Source organism: Nostoc sp. (genome assembly GCF_036917815.1).
Taxonomy (GTDB): Bacteria; Cyanobacteriota; Cyanobacteriia; order Cyanobacteriales; family Nostocaceae; genus Nostoc.
In genome coordinates this window covers 175,457-195,874 of sequence record NZ_JBALEK010000015.1, presented here as the reverse complement: position 1 = coordinate 195,874, position 20,418 = coordinate 175,457, and the positions used below count along the sequence as shown (strand labels likewise).

Annotated in this window: 17 protein-coding genes; 5 read left to right on the top strand and 12 right to left on the bottom strand. The window is 42.5% G+C overall.

What is annotated here, in order from left to right; genetic code table 11:
* Positions 1-21: 21 nt before the first annotated feature.
* The 11 genes from V7K97_RS05295 to V7K97_RS05245 form a co-directional block, all read right to left on the bottom strand.
* Positions 22-738 carry an FHA domain-containing protein gene (locus V7K97_RS05295; RefSeq protein WP_334799657.1) on the bottom strand — a complete coding sequence of 239 codons (717 nt, stop codon included), beginning with the start codon at positions 736-738 and terminating at the stop codon, positions 22-24.
* 201 nt (positions 739-939) lie between these two features.
* Positions 940-2,220, bottom strand: coding sequence for a vWA domain-containing protein (locus tag V7K97_RS05290; protein WP_334799655.1), 1,281 nt, complete (start codon positions 2,218-2,220; stop codon positions 940-942).
* Between the two features lie 192 nt (positions 2,221-2,412).
* Positions 2,413-3,384: a PP2C family serine/threonine-protein phosphatase gene (locus tag V7K97_RS05285; RefSeq protein ID WP_334799653.1), complete on the bottom strand. Its 972-nt coding sequence runs from the start codon at positions 3,382-3,384 to the stop codon at positions 2,413-2,415.
* A 142-nt stretch (positions 3,385-3,526) separates the two neighbouring features.
* Positions 3,527-5,704: a serine/threonine-protein kinase gene (locus tag V7K97_RS05280; RefSeq protein WP_334799651.1), complete on the bottom strand. Its 2,178-nt coding sequence runs from the start codon at positions 5,702-5,704 to the stop codon at positions 3,527-3,529.
* A 302-nt stretch (positions 5,705-6,006) separates the two neighbouring features.
* Positions 6,007-7,212, bottom strand: a complete 1,206-nt coding sequence (locus V7K97_RS05275; RefSeq protein ID WP_334799649.1) for a hypothetical protein — start codon at positions 7,210-7,212, stop codon at positions 6,007-6,009.
* A 290-nt stretch (positions 7,213-7,502) separates the two neighbouring features.
* Entirely contained in the window at positions 7,503-7,796 is a 294-nt protein-coding gene (locus V7K97_RS05270; RefSeq protein WP_334799647.1) for a microviridin/marinostatin family tricyclic proteinase inhibitor, read from the bottom strand.
* A 394-nt stretch (positions 7,797-8,190) separates the two neighbouring features.
* Positions 8,191-8,931 carry an SDR family oxidoreductase gene (locus V7K97_RS05265; protein ID WP_334799645.1) on the bottom strand — a complete coding sequence of 247 codons (741 nt, stop codon included), beginning with the start codon at positions 8,929-8,931 and terminating at the stop codon, positions 8,191-8,193.
* Positions 8,932-9,047: 116 nt separating this feature from the next.
* Positions 9,048-10,358 carry an efflux RND transporter periplasmic adaptor subunit gene (locus V7K97_RS05260; RefSeq protein ID WP_334799643.1) on the bottom strand — a complete coding sequence of 437 codons (1,311 nt, stop codon included), beginning with the start codon at positions 10,356-10,358 and terminating at the stop codon, positions 9,048-9,050.
* Positions 10,359-10,524: 166 nt separating this feature from the next.
* On the bottom strand, positions 10,525-10,767 hold the full coding sequence (locus tag V7K97_RS05255) for a hypothetical protein (protein ID WP_334799641.1): 243 nt from the start codon (positions 10,765-10,767) through the stop codon (positions 10,525-10,527).
* Between the two features lies 1 nt (position 10,768).
* The gene (locus V7K97_RS05250; RefSeq protein WP_334799640.1) at positions 10,769-11,719 is read right to left on the bottom strand and encodes a GTPase family protein; all 951 of its coding nucleotides are present in this window, start codon (positions 11,717-11,719) and stop codon (positions 10,769-10,771) included.
* Positions 11,720-12,776: 1,057 nt separating this feature from the next.
* Positions 12,777-16,067, bottom strand: coding sequence for a hypothetical protein (locus V7K97_RS05245; RefSeq protein WP_442938896.1), 3,291 nt, complete (start codon positions 16,065-16,067; stop codon positions 12,777-12,779).
* Positions 16,068-16,480: 413 nt separating this feature from the next.
* Here V7K97_RS05245 and V7K97_RS05235 point away from each other — a divergent pair, with 413 nt between their 5' ends.
* The 3 genes from V7K97_RS05235 to V7K97_RS05225 all read left to right on the top strand — a co-directional run bounded on the left by V7K97_RS05235 (position 16,481) and on the right by V7K97_RS05225 (position 17,421).
* Positions 16,481-16,621, top strand: coding sequence for a hypothetical protein (locus tag V7K97_RS05235; RefSeq protein WP_334799638.1), 141 nt, complete (start codon positions 16,481-16,483; stop codon positions 16,619-16,621).
* A 44-nt stretch (positions 16,622-16,665) separates the two neighbouring features.
* Complete coding sequence (locus V7K97_RS05230) at positions 16,666-16,863, top strand: hypothetical protein (RefSeq protein ID WP_179065660.1); 198 nt, start codon at positions 16,666-16,668, stop codon at positions 16,861-16,863.
* A gap of 81 nt (positions 16,864-16,944) precedes the next feature.
* Positions 16,945-17,421: a Tic20 family protein gene (locus tag V7K97_RS05225; RefSeq protein WP_334799636.1), complete on the top strand. Its 477-nt coding sequence runs from the start codon at positions 16,945-16,947 to the stop codon at positions 17,419-17,421.
* A gap of 3 nt (positions 17,422-17,424) precedes the next feature.
* Here V7K97_RS05225 and V7K97_RS05220 read toward each other — a convergent pair whose 3' ends face one another.
* Complete coding sequence (locus tag V7K97_RS05220; RefSeq protein ID WP_334799634.1) at positions 17,425-18,198, bottom strand: fumarylacetoacetate hydrolase family protein; 774 nt, start codon at positions 18,196-18,198, stop codon at positions 17,425-17,427.
* Positions 18,199-18,779: 581 nt separating this feature from the next.
* Between V7K97_RS05220 and rpsF the strand changes: the two genes are divergently transcribed.
* Together rpsF and V7K97_RS05210 are read left to right on the top strand one after the other, a co-directional pair.
* The gene (gene rpsF / locus V7K97_RS05215; RefSeq protein ID WP_334799632.1) at positions 18,780-19,142 is read left to right on the top strand and encodes a 30S ribosomal protein S6; all 363 of its coding nucleotides are present in this window, start codon (positions 18,780-18,782) and stop codon (positions 19,140-19,142) included.
* Between the two features lie 318 nt (positions 19,143-19,460).
* Positions 19,461-20,021 (top strand): Npun_F5560 family protein, encoded by a 561-nt coding sequence (locus V7K97_RS05210; RefSeq protein WP_334799631.1) that lies wholly within the window; start codon positions 19,461-19,463, stop codon positions 20,019-20,021.
* The last annotated feature ends 397 nt before the right edge of the window (positions 20,022-20,418 follow it).

Genomic DNA, 20,418 nt, shown 5'->3' with positions numbered 1-20,418 from the left:
TCGAATAGCTTAACCAAGTAATTACGAATTACGAATTATCTTCACCGCAATTCGAGTCCAATGTCCTAGGGTGAATTCGTCTCCATCTTGTAGTGGAATATCCACCATTGGCTTCAATTCCACGCCTTTAAATTGTGTACCGTTAGAAGAGCCAATATCGCGCAGAGTAAATGTCCCGTCGGTCTGCCGATTTAGCAAGGCATGGCGGTGAGAGACAGCATCATCAAAATCCAGGGCAATTTCTGGGTGAATTGCCCGTACTTGGCTATTTCGACCGATGAGATTATTTGGCTTTTCTAGAGGAAATGCGATCGCTGGTTGATTGATTGGCGGTTCTGGGCTTTCGGGAGAGCGTAGAGATGGATCGATGGTGATAATCACCTCCCAAGCAACTATAGGGGACTGAGAATTGGGTATTGGGGATTGGCGATCGGGAATTTCTATTTTTTTGCCTTGCGTATTCTGTTCTTCTGCTTCCTTGGCTTTGGGAATTGGCACTTCCCCACGTCCCCCACTGACAAAGTTGTAACCGCAAATTTCACAAAAGTCGCCACTGTCAGGTTCGCGGGGAGTGCTGCAATCTGGACAGGTTTCGGTAACTTTGGTTTGTGATACTGTTAAACGAATTACGTTTTCAGCTAACACTAATTCAGGTATACCCAGAATTTTGGCGCCACATTCTGAACAAAAATCTGATTCGGTTGATTCGTGTCCTTTAGGACATTTATATGTAGACATAGGTTGGCACACTAAAACTACTGATTATGGCCGTCATTAGTTATTTGTTATTTGTATTTACCAATGATATGATGTCCGCCAAATCAACCATAATAAACAGTTTGTAGTGGGGACTTCAGTCCCCAAAGGCAGGACTAAAGTCCTTACTACGAACATTTTTTATTCAGCTTGATTAACCGGATATGATATGACTAATGACTATTATTGAGATTTAGAAATCCGAGTGGTTTTAGTCGAACGAGTTTCCAAAGCCATCGCGTCTTCCTTGGCTACTTCTCGCTTCAGTTTCACCGTACCCGTTGGCGCATCTTGGACATCAACCACAGTTTTTAATAGTTTGGCTGTAGCTTCGTTCCCTGATTCATGGGCTAGTTGCACCGCCTTGCCTAACTTAGCAGTCGCAACCTCAATATCACCCCTAGAACGGGCTTCCAATCCTTCTTGAATTGACTCGGCAAGTTCTGCTTGTCCGGTATAATGGGCAACCCGCCGATTAATTTTGGTAGATTTAGCATCATCATCTGTCCAGGTTGCCAAAATACGCGCTTCGGCTACTTTGGTTTCTGTGCCATTGAGGGTGTACACTAAACTTGCCCGCCCAGCTAACATCTCATCCCCAACGTTGCCTGCGTTCACCTCAATGCAGAAGTGGTAATCACGAGATTCTTTCTTACCCCAAGCACCTGTGGGGTAATCAACAACTTGAGCCTTGACAGATTTGGCGCGGTGTGTTAAGTCAACAATATCGGGACTCACCTGCTTACAAAACAGCACTTTTGCGCCTTGGGGTGTCCACAGACGCAGGGATACATCACTGACATCCTTACTCATAGCTTTTTCGAGAATCGCCCGAAAGTCGGCTTCAATCATTTCAGCATTGGGAATAATATCTGTCGTACCGAGGAGTTTGGTTGCAATCTCCCGCAATTGGGCGACTCGCCAATCAGTACCGACACCCCGACAATCACATTGAAAAATTCCCTCACACTGCTGTAAAACTTTTTTCAGTTGTTGTTCATCGGAATCATCGTTTTGTCCATCTGTGAGTAGTAAAGCCTGACGAACTGCATCGGGTATCTTGGTGAACTGTTTCAGCGCCTCAGCTAACCAAGTAGACATCAGGGTGCCACCATTAGCCATGATATTTTTGATCGCTGCGATCGCTTGCTGCTTTTTATCGAATGTAGCTTTAGATACAGGAAAAACCACACTGGCTTTACCAGCACCAGTGACAATAAAGAAATGGGCGTCCTCTGGTAGCAAATTTACAACTTTAACCATTGCCTCCTTAGCAGCATGAATCTTGTTACCTCCCATTGAGCCAGAGATATCGCAGATGATGCCAAAAAGTCTGCCTGTACTGGGAGCAACTGCAACGCCTTCACCCTCTTCAACGGTGACAGTCATGATGGCATGGACTTCTTTTGCACCTTCGGGTAAGTATTGGTTTTGAAAGACTTCGGCTGTGAATTTGTTAGACATAAATAATGGGTAGTGGGGATTGGGGAGTGGGGATTGGGGAATGTTTTCAAACTTTTTGTTTAGCTTCCTAAATTTTTCGATCCCCCTAAATCCCCCTTAAAAAGGGGGACTTTAAGAATCTCTTCGCCCCCCTTTTTAAGGGGGGTTGGGGGGATCTAAGACTTTGAAATTGCGGGAGTATAGGGATAAAAATTATTCTATTAAACGCAGAACTGCAACGGTGATGTTGTCATGTCCACCACGGTTTAGGGCAAACTCTACAAGTGTGCGAGATATGCTGACTGCATCTGTACTGAGCGATCGCTGTACCAAGTTACCCAAATCGGCTGCTTCGGAAAGATAGTTCCACAAACCATCAGTACACAAAATCAGATTTCCTGAACCGGGAATTGTGAAGTTGACAATTGAGGGTTCTGCATTTTCAACTGCATCGGCTCCCAGCCAGCGCGTAATTGCATGAGCATTGGGAGATTGTATCGCTTCTGCTACTGTCATTTCTCCTGCTGCTACTACTTCCGTGAGCCAGGAATTATCCTGAGTCAATTGTTGGCAACTGTGAGCAGAAATCCAATAAGCGCGACTGTCACCTAGCCAGCCAATAGTAGCAGTGCCGTTTTGCACAATGGCAGCAACAATAGTGGTGGATGGTGGGTCACTATTGAGATTTTTAGTATAAGTTAGATCGCTTACAGATGCTGAAGCAATGGCAAAGGCAGATTTAATTGCTGCATTGAGGTTTTTTTCTTGATAGGCATTTGTTAAAGCCAAACAGACACTTTGAGCGGCGGTTTGGGCTGCTAAATCAGCTTGTGCAGAACTAGAAACGCCATCACAAACTACAAGGATATTTGTTTGCGAGTCAGTTATCTGTTGTAAAGCCAGGAAGTCTTCATTGGAGTGGTGTTTGAGTCCGCGATCGCTAACTCCGGCTAATTCCGAATTTACGATCACTTCTAGGCGATTCCCTTCTCGTGACTCTTGGCGAAATCCACAATTAGAACAGTATCCTTCAGCATCAATTGCTTCAATTCCTGCACCGCATTTTTCACAGCCGTTAGTTGAGGTTGGCGGTTTACTTGCAGTCAAGGGTATGCCGCATTCTTCACAAAATTTGTCACTAGCTAACATGGATGCACCGCAATTCATACATTGCATAATTGTCATTGGTTATTTGTCATTGGTCATTTGTAGTTACTAATCTCCAATCCTTAAAAAATAGGACTTACGCACAGGTAACGGAAAACGAACCACAGAGGACACAGAGGTCACGGAGGAATGAGAGTTTAAGAGGGTTTTTGCGTAAGTCCTAAAAAATTGTCCTCGGTCGGACTCGATTGGCTTCATCGACTAAACGAATTTTTTCGTTTCCAGTTGCTAGATGCGCGATATTCCGCAAGGCTTTTTCCAATCCCTTTCTCAGATGAACTTCTTGTAACGGCTGTCCTAAAATCATGAAATCAGCAGCAGCCTGTAGTTGTCGTGAGGTGAGTAAATTTAACGCAGTTTCTAATATTTGTTTCGTCAGGTGATAGAGATCGTTACCTTCTAAAGTCAGTGCTTCAATGGCTGCGGAAGCGGCTTGCAGTTCTTGAGTACCGGGTGCAGAGCGATCGCCATTAATCAAAGTACGGGCAATTTCTACCCGCGATCGCGTATGTAAGTTAGAGGTTTGGGGTACACGTTCTAATGCTGCTACTGCAACTATCCGATTATCTTGGGCACTCAGACAACGAGCCAATCCAAAGGCTGCTGATACATAACTAGGGTCTGTCCGCAATACTAAATCATACATCTTAATCGCTAGTGGATAATTTTGCCCTTGTTCTGCTGCTAACCCCAGCGCTAGTTTAGGCGCTAATTCTCCTGGTAAGTCAAAATAAACTTGGTCAAAGGCTTTTTGTGCCTCTATGGGTTTATTCTGCGCCATCAGTGACCGACCCCGATACCAAAAAATTCGCCAGTCCCAAGGGTCTTTGGCTTCAATTTTGGCGATAGTTTGTTCTACTTCTTCGTAATAAAACAAATCTATGAAGGTATTTGCCAACCGCAACAATGCTTCATTAGAATTTGGGAATTGGTTGACGACAGCATTTAAATTGTCCTTTCGTTTGAGTGGATCAGCGATCGCGCTGGCGTTCATCACAGCATTACAGCCAGGATCGCTAGAATCTAAGATTGGTATAGGTAATTGCTCATACTCAGGCTTAATTGGTTCAAAATTACCACTGTGGTTAATCGCTAACATATCACCGCCAAACAAATTACTGGTGGCTGGACGAGGAACATTACTGGAAATAGCGACGTTCTCCCGCAGTACACCCAATAATTGATCTGCCATTTCATCAGCCGACTGAAAACGGTCATCGGGATTTTCGGCGGTAGATTTAATCAGGAATCGATACAGTGATTCTTGTTGGGCAAATAGCGATTCTTCTTCGGGACTAGGCAGCGTATAAAGGTGTTCTTTGCTAAAACCTTTAATATCTGTCAGCAGTACCGCCAAAGTTCTACCAATGGTAAATAAATCTGAAACTACTGTGGGTCCCTCACCTGCTTCGGGGGCACTGTACCCCACAGTACCGTAGATATCACCATCCAAGTCATCAATGCGACGGACACCGCCTAAGTCAATTAACTTGACATCGCCGCTTTCGACCATAATGTTATCTGGTTTGAAGTCGCAGTATACCAACCCCAAGGAATGTAAATAAGCAAATGCACTGAGAATGCGGTGAATATAGGCGATCGCTTCTGCCACTGGTAGTTTACCGCGACTTTTACGAATTTCTTTCAGGGTTTGACCGCCGACATACTCCATAATAATAAAACCCTCCGTCTCGTGGTTAACAAAGTTGTAAATCCCCACGATATTAGAGTGTTTCACTGTTGCTAAGAATTGTCTTTCTGCTACGGCGACGGCTGCACTTGATGCGTCTTCGGTGTTGAGTAATCCCTTTAACACTACGTAGCGGGATAGAATTTTATCGAAACCCAGGTAAATCCAACCTAAACCACCATAAGCGATCGCTCCTTTAACTTCGTATTGCTTGACAACTAAATCACCAGGATTCAGACTCGGAATAAACGAATACTTCTGACCACATTTGCTACAAAATCCCTTTTCTCGCCGCAAAGGTTGATTACAACTACTACAAAAGCGTTTATTCTCTGGCACCATTGGGTTAAGAATAATCGCTTTTTCTGGTTCCGTTGAAGGTAGTTCGGGGACAGAAATTAATCCTGCTCCCAGTTGTCTGCGACTACTACGAGCCGAGGTGCTAATGGTACGCCGCGAACCCTTAGAACGATTCGTTAAGGGAGAAGAACCAGTACCCGTGGTAATTGGTGAAGTTCTGAGGGTATTTGCCTCACTTTGCTTTTGGCTGATATCTGGAGATTTTACTGCTGCTAACCCACAAACATCACAGTAGCCATCTTCGATAGTGCCAGTACATCCATTCCGTGTGCAGCTAAGACTGTTCATGAAAGTCTCCTAACTCAACCCCTTCGGGGAATTCAAAATTATTGTTCCCATACTTTGACAAACTCAGCAACCATAAATAAACGTGAGTTCGATGAACCTCTCCCTCCCAGCCTCCCTCTCCGAAACGGAAAGGGAGGAGCAACGAAAAATTCAGTTCTTGCTCCCCTCTGTGCGTCGGAGAGGGGCTGGGGGAGAGGTCAAATAAGACTTGTGGAACTCACGTTAAATAAATTTAGGGACTTATTGATGATTTTTTCGGTCAAGAGTCCAAACTCCAGAGTGATTTTTCCTCTATTGTTCCCCTAATATTGGCTATTTAAACGTTTTTCATATTGGGAAACTAATTCAGATGCTTTATCTAAGGGAGTTGGGCGCATATAAAGGAGCTGCTTTGCTGTTTGTGCCAAGTCAACTAAGGTGGCATCTTCAACGAATCCCCGTGCCAGTGCTTTGGCTTTGAGGGCATCTAGTCGTCCGCGTAACTCCCGACGAGTTTGTAACAAATTGCAATGATTTATGTATACTTGTTGCTCTACTGCGATATATTCTCTGGCAATGCTGATCCAATTATCTAAACCAACCATAACTGGATTAACTAAACCCTCCTCTAGTTTGTTTTCTAAGCGTGTCAGCCATTGGCTGAGTGCATCCATCTGCTCTTGGGTTAATGGAGTGTACTGGGTTAAATACAAAACCTTTTCTTGGCTTTCCGCAAAAGCGGCGACAGATTCTGAGTGAAGTTTAATTAATTGTTTTAATAAATCGTGAGCGATCGCTAGTTTCTGTTGTAACTGAGTTTGTTGTTTCTGAGCTTGCTTTAATACTAATTCTACTTGTGCTAGCAGTGGCTTAATTTGCCGATCTATATCTGCACTCACTCCTAAAGGGTCTTGCTCAATTTTATCTCGCATCAAAGCGATCGCTTCAGTAGCTTGAATCAGTTCACCACAAAAGCCTTGATTGAGTGATTCAGCTAAGTTTTGCCATGAGATAATTTGCGATTCTGCATCTTTGAGTATCACTTCTAGATTTGCCCAAGCTGCATCAACAGCCAGCACTGCATCTCTGGCAACAGAAAAAGCCTGAGTCATTACTTGTAATAATTGTGTAGGTGCGATCGCCTTTGGTTGTTGATTGGCACTCAATAATTCTCTCTGTGCTAATGGCGTTTGCACAACAGACAGATGAATTGAAGCACCTGTTAATAATTGTTTAATTTCGTTGATTTTTTGCTCGGTTGCTAAAAACCTTGGCAGCTGCTGCCGCAATCTACTGGCTTGATCAACTACTTGCACCAATAAGTCAAAATATTGAAATAAATCGTTCATTGCCTCCAACGCTGGAGTCACTTTTAAGGCAGTAATCCCTGTCAAATGAACTTTAGGAAAACCAGAACTCCCACAAAGGCGCTGATATGTTGGTAATTCTTGTAGATCAAACAGATTTTGGCTAACTACTTGAATTTTATTTTTCCAGTCAGTTAAGAGTTGATCAAGTTCGGTAGTCATGAAGCTAGGCGTAAATAAATTGAAGTTTGTAGTAAGGACTTTAGTCCTGATAATTGTTGTTTTGAGCGATGAATCGCTCACTACGAGCTAGGATTTTATTTTATGTTTAATTATGCCTCCCTACTTAGCAACAGAAATATTGTCAGGAGAAAAAGCCGATGACCTATATTAAAAAAGTAAACTTAATTTTAATCGGAAGCCAACCCATAGAAGGAGTTGGCAAAGTTAACAGCATTTTTTTGTGATAATTTCTTCAAAACTGCGTCTTTGATGTAATCAAAAATATGCAGTTATTTTATCGAAAAATTGTGTTCATCCCCGTCTGAAGGGTACTTCTGGGTAACAACAAACTCATCAGTATCAGATGGGTACTTTTTTGTGACGATCGAGCTATCTTCTTGATCGGATGGGTACTTCAAAGTTTGAACCTGTTGATCATCGTTTTTTTTGATTACACCACAGGTTCCACCGATAATTGCCTCTGATTCTTGATTGGATAAGTCTTCCAAGCTTTGCCCTTCTAAAAATCGAGCAAAAAACGGTACCGCTTGTGAATTCAAATCTTTTGGTTTGTTGTCAGACACAATCTTCCTCCTATGAAAAGTGAATTTAAATTTATACTGTAGCTGATGATATTACATAGTACTTCCCAGCACAAGTATTAATTGATTGTTAACCAAATATTTACTTTTGAGCAATTTTACTTGTATAAAGTTGAAAATATAATAATTTTTCTCAAGCAGTTAATGAGCAATTACTACTGAGTACTATTTGCACTAAAAGAGAATTTTTCCTGATTTTTGTAATAATTGCAAATAAGAAAACAGTACATCAAATCGCATATAGATTGAATGTACTGTCTTCTGCTAATTTTGTTATCAATAAAGAATGAAATATCTATCAGATTAGCAATGCCCGCTTACTGGCTTGGGTTTGAAAACGGAGAAGATCAGGTCTATGAACAGAGTTTTGATCATCTCATGCGATTCCACCGTTTACACGGATGTTTTGCCCAGTGATCCACCTGGCTTCGTCGCTAGCGAGAAATGCTACTACATCGGCGATTTCTTGCACATCTCCCAGTTTACCAAAAGCAGCCATTTGAGCTAACCGGTCTATCTGTTCTTGGGTTTTGCCTTCTCGAAATAGTTCTGTATCGGTGGGACCAGGAGAAATCACATTAACAGCGATCGCTTTTGCACCCAATTCTTTAGCTAGTACCCGTGTAATTTGTTCAACAGCACCCTTGGTTCCTACATAGGCACTATAAGTTGGCAGCATCATCACCGTAGTTGATGAGGAAAAGTTGATAATCCGTCCACCTTCTGATATATGTTGCGCGGCTTGTTGGCAAGCAAAATAGGTGCCTTTGACATTAATGGCAAAAATCTGGTCAAACTCTTCTTCTGTCACCTGACTAATTGGTTTATAGAAGGCGATTCCGGCATTGTTGACCAAAATATCGACTTTACCAAAACGTTCAAGTGTTTGCTCAAATAACCGTTGGATGTCAGGTACTTTGCTAATATCAGCTTGGATAGCGATCGCTTCTACTCCCAACTTTTCAATTTCGGCAACAACTTCTTGTGCTTTCCCTGTATTCCCCGCATAGTTAACCACAATAGATGCGCCGTTACTAGCTAATTTTAGTGCAATTGCTCGTCCAATTCCCCGCGATGCACCAGTGATAATTGCAACTTTTCCGGCTATTGATGCCATAGATTAATCGAGTTTTATTTTGTTAAATTTAGCAATTGGTGTAATGTTGGGCATTGCGTATGGGTTATTTACCTTGTCTCCCTCATCCCCCCACTCCCCCCTCCCGACCTCATTAATTAAGATTCTGGAACGATCGCAACGCCATCCCTCACATTGAGTAACCCTGAAATAATAACTTTATCTTCTGGCTGTAACCCTTCAATAACTTGGTAATTATTATCTTTGATTTCGCCTAACTTGACTCGCCTTTGCCGAGCTACTTGTTGGGATATACCTTGGGGAGATTTTTCGGTTTCAACTACATAAACAAAAGTGTCTCCAGCTATACGAGTCATTGCTGTTGTGGGGATTAAAACTCCGGGGCGCTGATTCCAGAACACTCTCGCCCTTACCAATTGATCTGCACGTAACTGACCGTTGTGGTTGTCAAAAAGTGCTTTAATCAGTATGGTTTGTGTCTCATTACTGGCATTAGGTGCAATAAAAAATATCCTACTTCTACCAAGCTTTTGACCTTGTGTGTTCATTACCTCCACTGGCATTCCCTTACGCAATTGAGTACCTTGCTGTAGTGGCACAGAGATATTTACTTCTAAAGGTTGATTTTGGGTGATATTAACTAATGGTGTGGAAGTATTAACTAAATCACCGACTTTCACAGCGATGTTACTAACTGTGCCACTAAAGGGAGCGCTAATTTTGTCAGACTGGGGCTGTTGTATTTGAGTATTTACATTAGCTTGCTGCAAGGATTTTTCAGCCTGCAAGATGGTGGCTCGTTGTGCTTGAATCCTGGAATCAATTGCATCAAGACTAGTCTTAGCAGTGGCGAGGCGATCAGCAATCTGATTGCTAGTCTGTCGAGATACGGCTCCTTGTTGAGCTAGGCTGACAAACTTTTCGTAGTTCTGCTGGTACAATTGCACATTTGCAACGTAGGATGGTCGTTCTGCTTCCAGAGATTTGAGTGTAGCGCGGGCATTTGCCAGTTGCATTAAAAATGCTTGAGGCACAGCATTGTTAAGAGCGATCGCAGCTTGTGGGGTACGATCTACTTGGAGAATTGCCGCTCCTGCTGGGACTGAATCTCCCGGTTTTACAAGTATCTGGGTAACTTGACCCTGAATCCTTGGCTGGAGTAGGACTGAGCGCTCGGATTTTAGGCTAGCAATAAAATCTGAACTTTCCTCAATTATGCCGCTTTGGACTGTGGATATTTTGACTCTTACTCCTTGAGGTTGAGCGATTGCAGGTGAAGGTACTGAATTTTGCGGAGTGAGCAAACGCCAAACGAGGACTGTTCCACCCCCTAACAATAGTAGTGCAGGTAAAAATAACCAAAGCCACCGCCGTTTTCCAGAAGGTGGCTCAAATGAGGTTTCTGGAGCTTTTTCTCCAAAATCAGTTTGAGGCTCAGGGGATGTCATGGCTTTTAAGGAACTTAAGGAACAAATTAACTAGAATTGAATCAAAATTTCATCTGTTGATATGAAAATTACTGATTTGGCATGAGGTTTTATGGCAAATGATGTGTTACCCCATCCAAATATACAGTTTTGATGATTCTGTCTAAATCTACCGAAAGGTGAATCCCTAATTTACCATCCAGTTATTATGGACAAGGTTTGGTGATGGTGGATACACCAGGCGACTAGAAGTCGCGGCTACACAGGCAAAACCCGCCTGCGCGGGTTGAAAACCTTGGTTTGACCCTAGTCCGCGTAGGCGGACTTCGTTTGTATAGCCGCGATTTCTAATCGCTAGGGCTAAGTACAAAAACATGGGGTCGATAGATTGAATACGACGGGCTGAGGATGGTTTTAAGCCAATCCTCACTTTATGAGAATGGCCACCAAGGAAAACAAAATTTAGCAATCTCGTTAAGAAGTTTAACAACAATATTCTTATCTACAAAATTACCAATGGTTTCTCCAATCTTTTCACCTGATTCTCCTGCTAGAGATTTTCCGATATCTCGTCCGAATCCCTCAAAAATACCTCTTTTGGCTTCCTCCTTATTCGTAAATTCATCGAATTCTTTAAAAAAACCACTTTTCGCTTCCTCCTTAGCTTTCTCTGAACGGTTTTCATTTAGTACAGAATTTACAAACGTTAACTTTTTATCTTTAGGGATTGCATAGGTAATTGTTTCCACAAGTGTTACCACGTTATATTTTTTACCACAGGAGACTGGGATAACGTTTTTGGTATCAAGACCAAACTTTTTAGCAACATCCTTTATCTTCGCATCAATATTTTTTTGCTGTTCACACCCAGGAATACGGTTGTTTGAATCCCATTCCCCCATCGGTTCAACCTTCTCAACCTGGTTCATCGCAATGATAAAAGGCTTACCTTGTACCAGGTGAGGCTTAACGACATTCTCATAAAAATATAGATCAGTAGTTAAAGCTTTGTCATCTGCTTTTATAACCCACAAAACTACGTCTAATTCTGGTAACTGTTTAGAATATAAATCCTTATATTTAATATCTTCTTCTGGATTCCCACCTACACCTGGTAAATCAACTAGTTTGATATTTCCTGAACCTCCACCTAATGAATATTCTAGAGCTTCTGGTGTACAACTCTCAACGTGACTGACAGGTGCAACGTCTTTCCCAAAAAGAGCGTTGCAAAGGCTTGATTTTCCTACACCTGTCTTACCAAGAATGCCTATTTTGGGTTGATAATTAAACGTTTTTAAAATAAAATTTTTTATTTTTGTTGCTACTCCTGGCTGTAGTTCGTAAAGGTGATCGAATTGGTCTAATACATTTTCCGGCATATTTATCATGAAGTACACCATCTTAGAGAAGGACTAAGTGTATTATTCCCAAAAATGTATTTTCATTATCACAAACCATATATTTAGATACAGATGTCGTTTAATGGGCGATTGCTAATCCTGTGCTACTACCTCCATCACGGGGATGTCGGGAAATATGCTATAGATAAAAAACTCTAAAGCTGATACAAACAAGCCTATTTACTATTGTGATAATCTTATAAAAGACAATTCCCCTCGATGATGGCTATAGGGAATTTTCACACACAAAGGGATATGCGGTTTTTAGTGCTGCGGTGGGATAAGTGGCTACTCCTCATCTTTAGAATTATTTATCAACTCCCGTAAGCGCTTTATGTTGTCAGTCTTGACCAATCGTAGCTCTAAAATTTATTTAGTGTACAATTTCCCATTTCGACACAGTGATGCCTACAGCAATCAACCGGATTTAATATAAGATATTACTGCGCTAAACTACTGTTTAGGAATGTATAAATAATTGCGAATTATATTATCTAATGAATAACAATTTTAATACTGTAAAAGGAGTTAAACAATGGAGAAATTTCATATTCAATAATCAAGACTACGATTTATAACATCTTAATGCACACTGGGCTGAATATCTTGACGACAGAGACGAAAATAATCCGATAGACACTAAATCCGCACTTAAACTACTAAGCTTATCTTCTACACTTAAAGTATCGTCAGATTCTAAAAATTCCATAATTTCTGTGCAGCCTCCAGGAATTGTTGATATTCTGTTTCAGATATAAGTAAAAAGTAAAAAGTAAAAATAAAGAGGAATAAAATCGGTTTGAGAGCAAATAAATTTATTTATGGAAAAGGAAATAAAGATTTGTTTCGATACACGTAGTGCAAGAAACAAGGCATCCTTTTTAAATACCCTAAATTTATTTATGGGGATTCTCTTTTTACTTTTTACTTTTTACTTTTTACTTTTATCTTTTTACTTTTTAACTCACTTCCCTTCAGTGGCAAGCTGATTGTCAAAATAGCGATCGCACCTTTCACAAAACCTCCTCGTACCACCTCACATACCCAGGAGTTCATCTAGCTGCAAGCTTGGCAAGTCTGGAGGAATCACGGTTCGCAATATTGTGACTTTGTGACTCTCCTGTTGGGTTGTCAGATCAAGTGCGATCGCTTCCAAGCGAATTTCTAAACAGCCAAAGGGAATGTTTAATTGCGTCATCACTTCCAAACCTCCGAATGCATTAGGTAGTAAATTTGTCAATAAATGAGGACCATCTAGTAACCAGCGAGTTTGATAATCTTCAACCCATAACTTGACAACAACTTGCGGAGGCACTTCGGGCAGTACTACGCGCACTATGACAGATTTACCAGCGATTAGTTCGCCTTCTGGCACATGCAACTGTGGAATTGGCAAAGGCTCAGTGGCTGCCGCAATTATAGGTAAGGAAGGGGATAAATCTAACAGTGGTTGCTTTTCTTCAAAGGTGTAACTCCTAGTTGCATCGGCTTCTAGTTCGCTATCTGTATCATCTACAACGATTTCTTTTGCCAACCAAGCTGACGCTATATTTATTTTTATTGGCGGAGGGGGGGGCGGTAATTGTGTGATCAGAGCCGATGAGATTATTGCTTCTTCTAATACTTTTTCTAGTTCCGTATTTTCTCCTCTCTCCAGATCCGCTTCCTTCGCTATGTCTACATCTTCCCCGAAATTCCCCAGTTCGGAAGCCAACCCTTGAACTTCTTGCCATATATCTTGTTCGCGCAATGTCTCCGTCAGGATAAGTTCTGAGCGTCCCCAACCTTCATCCAACGTCTCTGTATTGGCATCTAGGTTTAACGGCAAGTTAACATCAACATTCGTATTTTCTGCACTAAGAGAAAGGGGTATCTGCGGCGCTGGAACATAGTTATCGTAGTCTTGAGGTTCCAGATCATTGATGGATTCAGGTAAAGAGTATCCCTGACTCTGCATCCACTTCCTGAGTAAAGGAGATGAATAAAGGTTGGCTGTTGTAATGGATTGTGGATTTTGCTGGGCTTCTACTTCAGCAACAAATTTTTCCTGGAATTGTAGATTTTGCTGGGCTTCTATTTCACCAACAAATTCTTCCTGGAATTGTGCATCATCTACTAGTAATTCAGGTATATTTTCATATTTAGCTAGAACTGCCTCCAACTGCGGGAAGTCTTCAGCCCCTTGAACTTCCAATGCACCTAAGGGATCATTGTTTCTTACTTCTTCTTCTGCATAACCTGGCAAAGCTTGTAGCCGTTTCAAGTATGGCAAAGTAGTGTCGAGTATTGGCATTCTACGTTGCCTGATGACCAACTGCTCCAAGTTGATGGCAGCTATGGTGGCATCTTTTTCTAGAAGTTCCTCCTGTGCAGGGAGTTTGGCGACAACATCTGTGGGAATGTTGGTATCGATTTGAACAGGTGGCAGTTTCGGCAATTGAGGCGAAGTGCCTGAATTTTTGAGCTTAGATGTCCGCAAGGTAGCTTCTCGCAGAACTTGTAGGTTAATTTGCGGTGGTAGAGGTCTGTTTGGGGATGGATTGAGCATGTGAGACTGGTCTGTTTTTGGAATCTTGACCAGATTTAATAGTTTCAAATCGAGCCTAACAGATGCCTCTGGTTCTGTGAAAGCAGTAGATAAGTCCGATGGTACGTGGTCATTTAATGTACTAGATTTTGCTGCGGCTGTGATTGCCAGTAATTCCGTTACATCTGCTGTAATGGTGAAGGACTGGCTGGCTAATCGGGTGACTTCACTAGTATCGGCGAATTTACCATACAAACTGATATCTGCCAAAATTAACTTGGATTCACAGTCAGCAGGAATATCAATTGAGGTATTGATGGTGAAGGGCAACTCTTGATCTGGTAAGGGTTGCCATACTTGGGTCAAGATTTTTGAGTTCTTGGGCGATCGCAGTTCGATTCCTAGTTCAAGCTCCCGTAGGCTTTTTGGGGATAATGTTTCAGCCTGATCTAGATTTATCTTTTCTTTAAGTTCTATGTGCCCATTGATTGGAAGAGCTTGTCCCCAAGGAGAAATATAATTATCCTGACCTAAAGTTAGCAGTAATGGTGGCGATGTTTGTGTTGCTGGAAAATCTATAACTTTTTCATCTTTGGGCAGCAGTTCAGAGGCGGGTAAAGCTAAATCTATTAAATTTTGTAAAATCTGCTCTGCTGTCTCACCTTTCAGCCACACAGGACTCACCAGCTCATCGATAACTATATCTTCTTCGGTTTCATCTAGTAGAACACTGCTAGTAGGGTTACTGTGTGTAGTAACTGCCAATTCTGCGGGAACAGCGATCGCATCATCAAAGGTAATTGCGGGTTCTACTAGGGCAGTAGATTCCAAATTTGATTCATCTACAACTTTTAGTGCCAATTCTGCGGGGATCGCGAGCGCATCATCAAAGGTAATTGCGGGTTCTACTGGGGTAGTAGATTCCAAATTTGATTCATCTACAACTTTTAGTGCCAGTTCTGCGGGGATCGCGAGCGCATCATCAAAGGTAATTGCGGGTTCTGCTGGGGTAGTAGATTCCAAGTTCCCTTTATCTACTAGAACAATTGCCAATTCTGCGGGGATCGCGATCGCATCATCAAAGGTAATTGCGGGTTTTACTGGGGTAGTAGATTCCAAGTTCCCTTTATCTACTAGAACAATTGCCAATTCTGCGGGGATCGCGATCGCATCATCAAAGGTAATTGCGGGTTTTACTGGGGTAGTAGATTCCAAGTTCCCTTTATCTACTAGAACAATTTCCAATTCTGCGGGGATCGCGATCGCATCATCAAAGGTAATTGCGGGTTCTGCTGGGGTAGTAGATTCCAAGTTCCTTTTATCTACTAGAACAATTGCCAATTCTGCGGGAACAGCGATCGCATCATCAAAGGTAATTACGGGTTCTGCTGGGGCAGTGTATTCCAAATTTGATTCTAGCTTCCCCTGCTCCCCCTGCTCCCTATCTGCTTCTTGGCACAGGACTTGCAGTTGGACTTTGTATTGCCAAGATTTACCGAGCAGATCCGACATCAAATCGCCGGAACAGCGCAATTCCCAAACTCCTGCCTGGAAATAGGTAAAAGGAATTACCGCCATTAAGCCTTCTGAGTTAGTGCGACGCGATCGCTTAAAAATTCGCCGCGTTGGTTGAACTTCTTGGGTTGAAGAGTGAGTTACCCGCACTTCCACGTCTGTATTATGAAGGTTAGAACGAGCCAAAACTCTATACTGCCCTTCCAAAATTTCCAAATTTGGCGATTCTAGGATATGCCACGAGCGAGCGCCTTGTTTCTGTATCAGAAATTGCCAGTGTTCCATTGTGAGTGATGCCCAGACCGACGAGCTGCCGAGTAATATTGTGTATTAACTTGCTTGCAAGTTTACCCCAGTATTTTGTAAATGCATCACTTAAATGGCTATCAAGTTAACTCAGTTTTTGTTACTTAACTTCTCTGACTTTAACTAGTACAGTTCGGCGGAAATAGAGCAACCATTTAAAATTCCTAAAGAGCTTATTCCATAATACTTTTGACTTTTGACTTCCGCCTTGCGGTACTAGTCATGTCAAAGTAATTTCAAGCCGTCGCCGTGTTGCTTCTGTACCAATATTTTTGGATAATTTTTTCCTAAAATGTCCAATTTGCAATAGACACAACATAGAATACATTAAGATTCACTTGACAATTTTTATTGAATTGTGATTGCCGACATTTTTGCTACAAAGAGGTAGGATGTGGCTCTTAAGTGTCATCTGCGATCGCCCACGGCGAGTGCAAAGTCCATCGCAAATCACAACACTTAACCCTAGATATATCTATGGGGTCAATCCCAAATCCAAGTTGCGCCCAAATCGCACCTTTGGTGCGATCTAAAATCCCAAATTGTTTGACAATGAGGATTTACAGGAGGGATTTCGATGCTAGTCATTTTAATGGACGATCAAATCCTTGCCCCTGAGCAAGTTTGCCAGTCTTGTTTACTCGCCGACGGGAGCGGTCAACCCCGTTGGCGTGGGGGTCAACTGCGCTGTGGTCAAGCCATTCGCAAACTTACTCAACAGCAGCCAGACCAGTATGAGTGCATGATGGGCTTTCGCATCGCCCATATAGAATAGTTGAATTTGTCAGCAAGACCAAGCAACTGCGTTATCCTAAGCTCAAGTAACTATAAAAATTTAACCACAGGAGAACGCATAATGTCTTGGCGTGGGTCTACAACGGTTTCAGATCGGATTTTTGCTTCCTTGCCTTATTTGCTACCGATGGTTGAGGTAGTAACTTTTGGCTTTTTTTTGTTAGATCAGTTTCCTCCTCTGGCAGTCGTTTTTGCACCAATTCTGGTTTTATGGTCATTTTACAGAAGTGTGCGTTATGCAGGACTGATTATTTTCTTTGCCTTATTGCTATTGGTGGTTAGAAACGAAAAAATTAGTCACTTTATTCGTTTCAACACTATGCAAGCAATCCTTTTGGACATCATTATCTTTTTGTTTAACATCTTGATGGATGTTGTTAGACTAATTCCCTCTGGTGGTTTTGCAATCCAAACCCTATCCACAACCATTTTTCTAGGCATAGTGGTAGCAGTTGGATATTCAGTCATCCAATCATTGAGCGGGCGTTATGCAGAAATTCCGGCGATTTCCGATGCAGTGTATATGCAAGTGCGTTAGAAGTTAACGCGCTGCTACGGTGTTTTCCAGGCGACCAATACCTTCAATTTCAACGCGGATGCGATCGCCTGGATGCAATGGACTGACACCCTCCGGCGTACCTGTAAGCACCAAATCACCGGGTAGTAGCGTCATCACCTGACTGATATAAGAAACTATCACATCGGGGGAAAACACCATCTGATCGATACAGGCAGATTGGACTGGATTGGCATCATCATTCACAAAAGTCTGCAATCTCGCTCCTGGATTTAATTCCCGCACAATCCAAGGTCCCAAAGGACAGAAAGTATCAAAACCTTTGGCTCGCGTCCATTGACCATCCTTTTTTTGTAAATCCCGCGCTGTTACATCATTGGCGATGGTATAGCCCCAAATTTTGGTTTGGGCTACCTCTGGTGTACATTCAAAGGCGTAATCGCCAATCACTAGTGCTAACTCTCCTTCGTAGTCAACTCTTTGTGACTGGGAAGGATACTTAATTTCCCTCTCAGATGGAATGATTGACGTGGGTGGCTTGAGAAAGATTAATGGCTCAGAAGGTACTGGAGTTCCCATTTCGGCTGCATGATCTGCATAATTCTTCCCCACCGCCACGATTTTTGAGGGAGCGCAGGGAGCCAGAATTTGGTAATTTTCTGGTGTCAAAGTTAAATCAGTGGGTTGTCCTTGTAACCAAGGCGGAGCATCTAGCACCTGCACATTGAGGGATAGCTGTAGTAACCCATAGTAAATCTGTCCGTCTTGATTTTGAATTCGCACATAGCGCTGCGCCATAACCTTGATGAATATCCTTTTCTCTGCGATTAGAAGTTGTGAGCGGGTAGCAAGCAATCCTCAGTTAGCTTTTTAGCAAACCGATTGAGCCTTGAGCCTGAAAGCGATCGCTATAGATGCCCTTAGTAAAATGGCACTAGGAAAAGGCCAAAGACTTATGTCGCCTCGTTCCCAGCCTCCAGGCTGGGAACGAATTCTGAGAGGATCTGCCTCTTTTCAAGAAAGAGAAGGCGGCAGCCCTTCGGGAATGGGTTCCCAACCTGGAGGCTCTTAACCAGTCAGGGCAAGGGCTGTATCTTAACTTAGTGCCATTCTGCCCTTAGGATAAAGATACCCTTTCGCAAAGTTGATAGCTCGATCAAGCTTGCTAAAGAAATATCGGGTTCGCCTCCCGACCTAGTTTTAATTAAGTACATGCCAAAAATCCAAACTTCGGCGATTTGGCTAATGATTCAGATTTAAAACTGCTAAGATTATAATTCCTTGTTGCTTCAGATGTTGATTAATGCAGGCATTTTAAATTAAAGCCAGGTATAAACTAGCATCAGCAGCCACTTTTGTCCATGAGGAAACTGAAAAATATGACTACAAGTTACGAAACAATGTACATTCTCCGTCCTGACCTGGGAGACGAACAGGCAGAGCAAGCAATTACCAAATATCAGAATTTGCTTCGCGATCAAGGCGCCCAGGATATGCAAATTCAAAATCGTGGTAAGCGACGTCTGGCTTATGAAATCAAAAAACACCGCGATGGCATCTACATCCAGTTAAACTACAGTGCGCCTGCAACTGCGATCGCTCCCTTTGAACGCGCCATGCGCTTGAGTGAAGAAGTGATTCGCTATTTGACAATTAAGCAGGAAATAGTAGAGGAAAAACCCCCTAAAGAGGAAAAGGAAAAGCCCACTAAAGTAGCTGCACCTGTACCTGCAACAGTCTAAAAATGAGGGAGATGAGGAGCAGGGGGAGCAGGGGAGCAGGAGAAGAATAACAAACAATGCCCAATACTTCTCTTCTTAGGCTGCGCCAACGGCAACTCTTGGAGACGCTACGCGTAGCAAGATCCCCGGAGGGGTACGCTCAGTACAAGTGCCCCATGCCCAATGCCCAATCCCCAAATCCCATTCAATAAAATTTTGTCTTTTTCTTTTCTCGTGACTTGTCTGGGAATGTTAAATTAACAAATACTTGCCAAAGGTAGTACTCCCGCAGTTATACCTAAGAGTGGACAAGATTCTGAATGGGAGCTGTAAGCTACTGTGAGCCAATCTGATACACCCGATATTCAAGTTCTCTCTACGGAAGTATCGCAACTACGCCAAGAGTTGCAACTTCGCGATCAATTAGTGCAACAACTATCTCAAGAACTCTTCCGGCTGGTAAAGGGTAACACTAGTTTTATGCCCCAGCAGCCGGAGTTTGAGCGCGATCTAAGCCAGTTACAGGCTTTGCAAGAACAACTCCAAGCTGTAGAGCAACAGGTGGCGTTCTATCAAGAGCAAATTACAACTCGTGACTCCGAAATTTACCAACTGCGACAGTCAGTTCAAGAACTCACCGATCGCAGTCGGATGTTGGAGCAAGTAGTACAAGAGTTGCCTCAAATTTACCGTCGAAAATTTGAGGAGCGGATGATGCCAGTTAGAGAAAAGGTAGCCATGCTACAACGGGAAAACCGCCAACTACAAGCAGAACTGCAAAGCGTCAGTTATCGTTTAGCACTCAAAACTCGCAATGCTAGTCACGGCGGCATTGATTTGCCAAATTTTCCCCGCCCAACATCCGAACAAACTAATATTTCGACTCCCCAGAATGCCTAAAATTACCATTATGGTGAAATCTAAGAGGTAAGAAATTGGTGCGGCAAAGGCTCTTGGAGACATCCAAGTAGTGCATCAAGGCAAAAATAACTATAGAGTTAGAAATAATGCAAAGGCTGATATTCTCACCTTTCTTACCTCCTGCTTCCTTGCACTAGTTGCGTCGTATATAGAACAATTAGCTCAGAGTAATTTTAAAAGCCCTCTCTTTAAAAGGCTGGGGAGTCTCACAAAGAATTGCATTTGATTTGACCGATTTTGGTCATTTCTGATCTTTACTGCTTGAGGTAGATGGCTTCCAACAAGCAGATCTATCCATCTGCCATTCATACTACCTAGCTCAAAACCATGAGTTTTTCTCAGCATTCTTCTTTAGACAAAAAATAAAATCAGCTTG

Coding starts and splice junctions, on each gene's coding strand:
- rpsF (WP_334799632.1), top strand. CDS start 18,780: ATGACTACAAGTTACGAAACAATGTACATTCTCCGTCCTGACCTGGGA.
- V7K97_RS05250 (WP_334799640.1), bottom strand. CDS start 11,719: ATGCCGGAAAATGTATTAGACCAATTCGATCACCTTTACGAACTACAG.
- V7K97_RS05245 (WP_442938896.1), bottom strand. CDS start 16,067: ATGGAACACTGGCAATTTCTGATACAGAAACAAGGCGCTCGCTCGTGG.
- V7K97_RS05265 (WP_334799645.1), bottom strand. CDS start 8,931: ATGGCATCAATAGCCGGAAAAGTTGCAATTATCACTGGTGCATCGCGG.
- V7K97_RS05295 (WP_334799657.1), bottom strand. CDS start 738: ATGTCTACATATAAATGTCCTAAAGGACACGAATCAACCGAATCAGAT.
- V7K97_RS05235 (WP_334799638.1), top strand. CDS start 16,481: ATGTGGCTCTTAAGTGTCATCTGCGATCGCCCACGGCGAGTGCAAAGT.
- V7K97_RS05225 (WP_334799636.1), top strand. CDS start 16,945: ATGTCTTGGCGTGGGTCTACAACGGTTTCAGATCGGATTTTTGCTTCC.
- V7K97_RS05220 (WP_334799634.1), bottom strand. CDS start 18,198: ATGGCGCAGCGCTATGTGCGAATTCAAAATCAAGACGGACAGATTTAC.
- V7K97_RS05260 (WP_334799643.1), bottom strand. CDS start 10,358: ATGACATCCCCTGAGCCTCAAACTGATTTTGGAGAAAAAGCTCCAGAA.
- V7K97_RS05280 (WP_334799651.1), bottom strand. CDS start 5,704: ATGAACAGTCTTAGCTGCACACGGAATGGATGTACTGGCACTATCGAA.
- V7K97_RS05230 (WP_179065660.1), top strand. CDS start 16,666: ATGCTAGTCATTTTAATGGACGATCAAATCCTTGCCCCTGAGCAAGTT.
- V7K97_RS05275 (WP_334799649.1), bottom strand. CDS start 7,212: ATGACTACCGAACTTGATCAACTCTTAACTGACTGGAAAAATAAAATT.
- V7K97_RS05290 (WP_334799655.1), bottom strand. CDS start 2,220: ATGTCTAACAAATTCACAGCCGAAGTCTTTCAAAACCAATACTTACCC.
- V7K97_RS05285 (WP_334799653.1), bottom strand. CDS start 3,384: ATGACAATTATGCAATGTATGAATTGCGGTGCATCCATGTTAGCTAGT.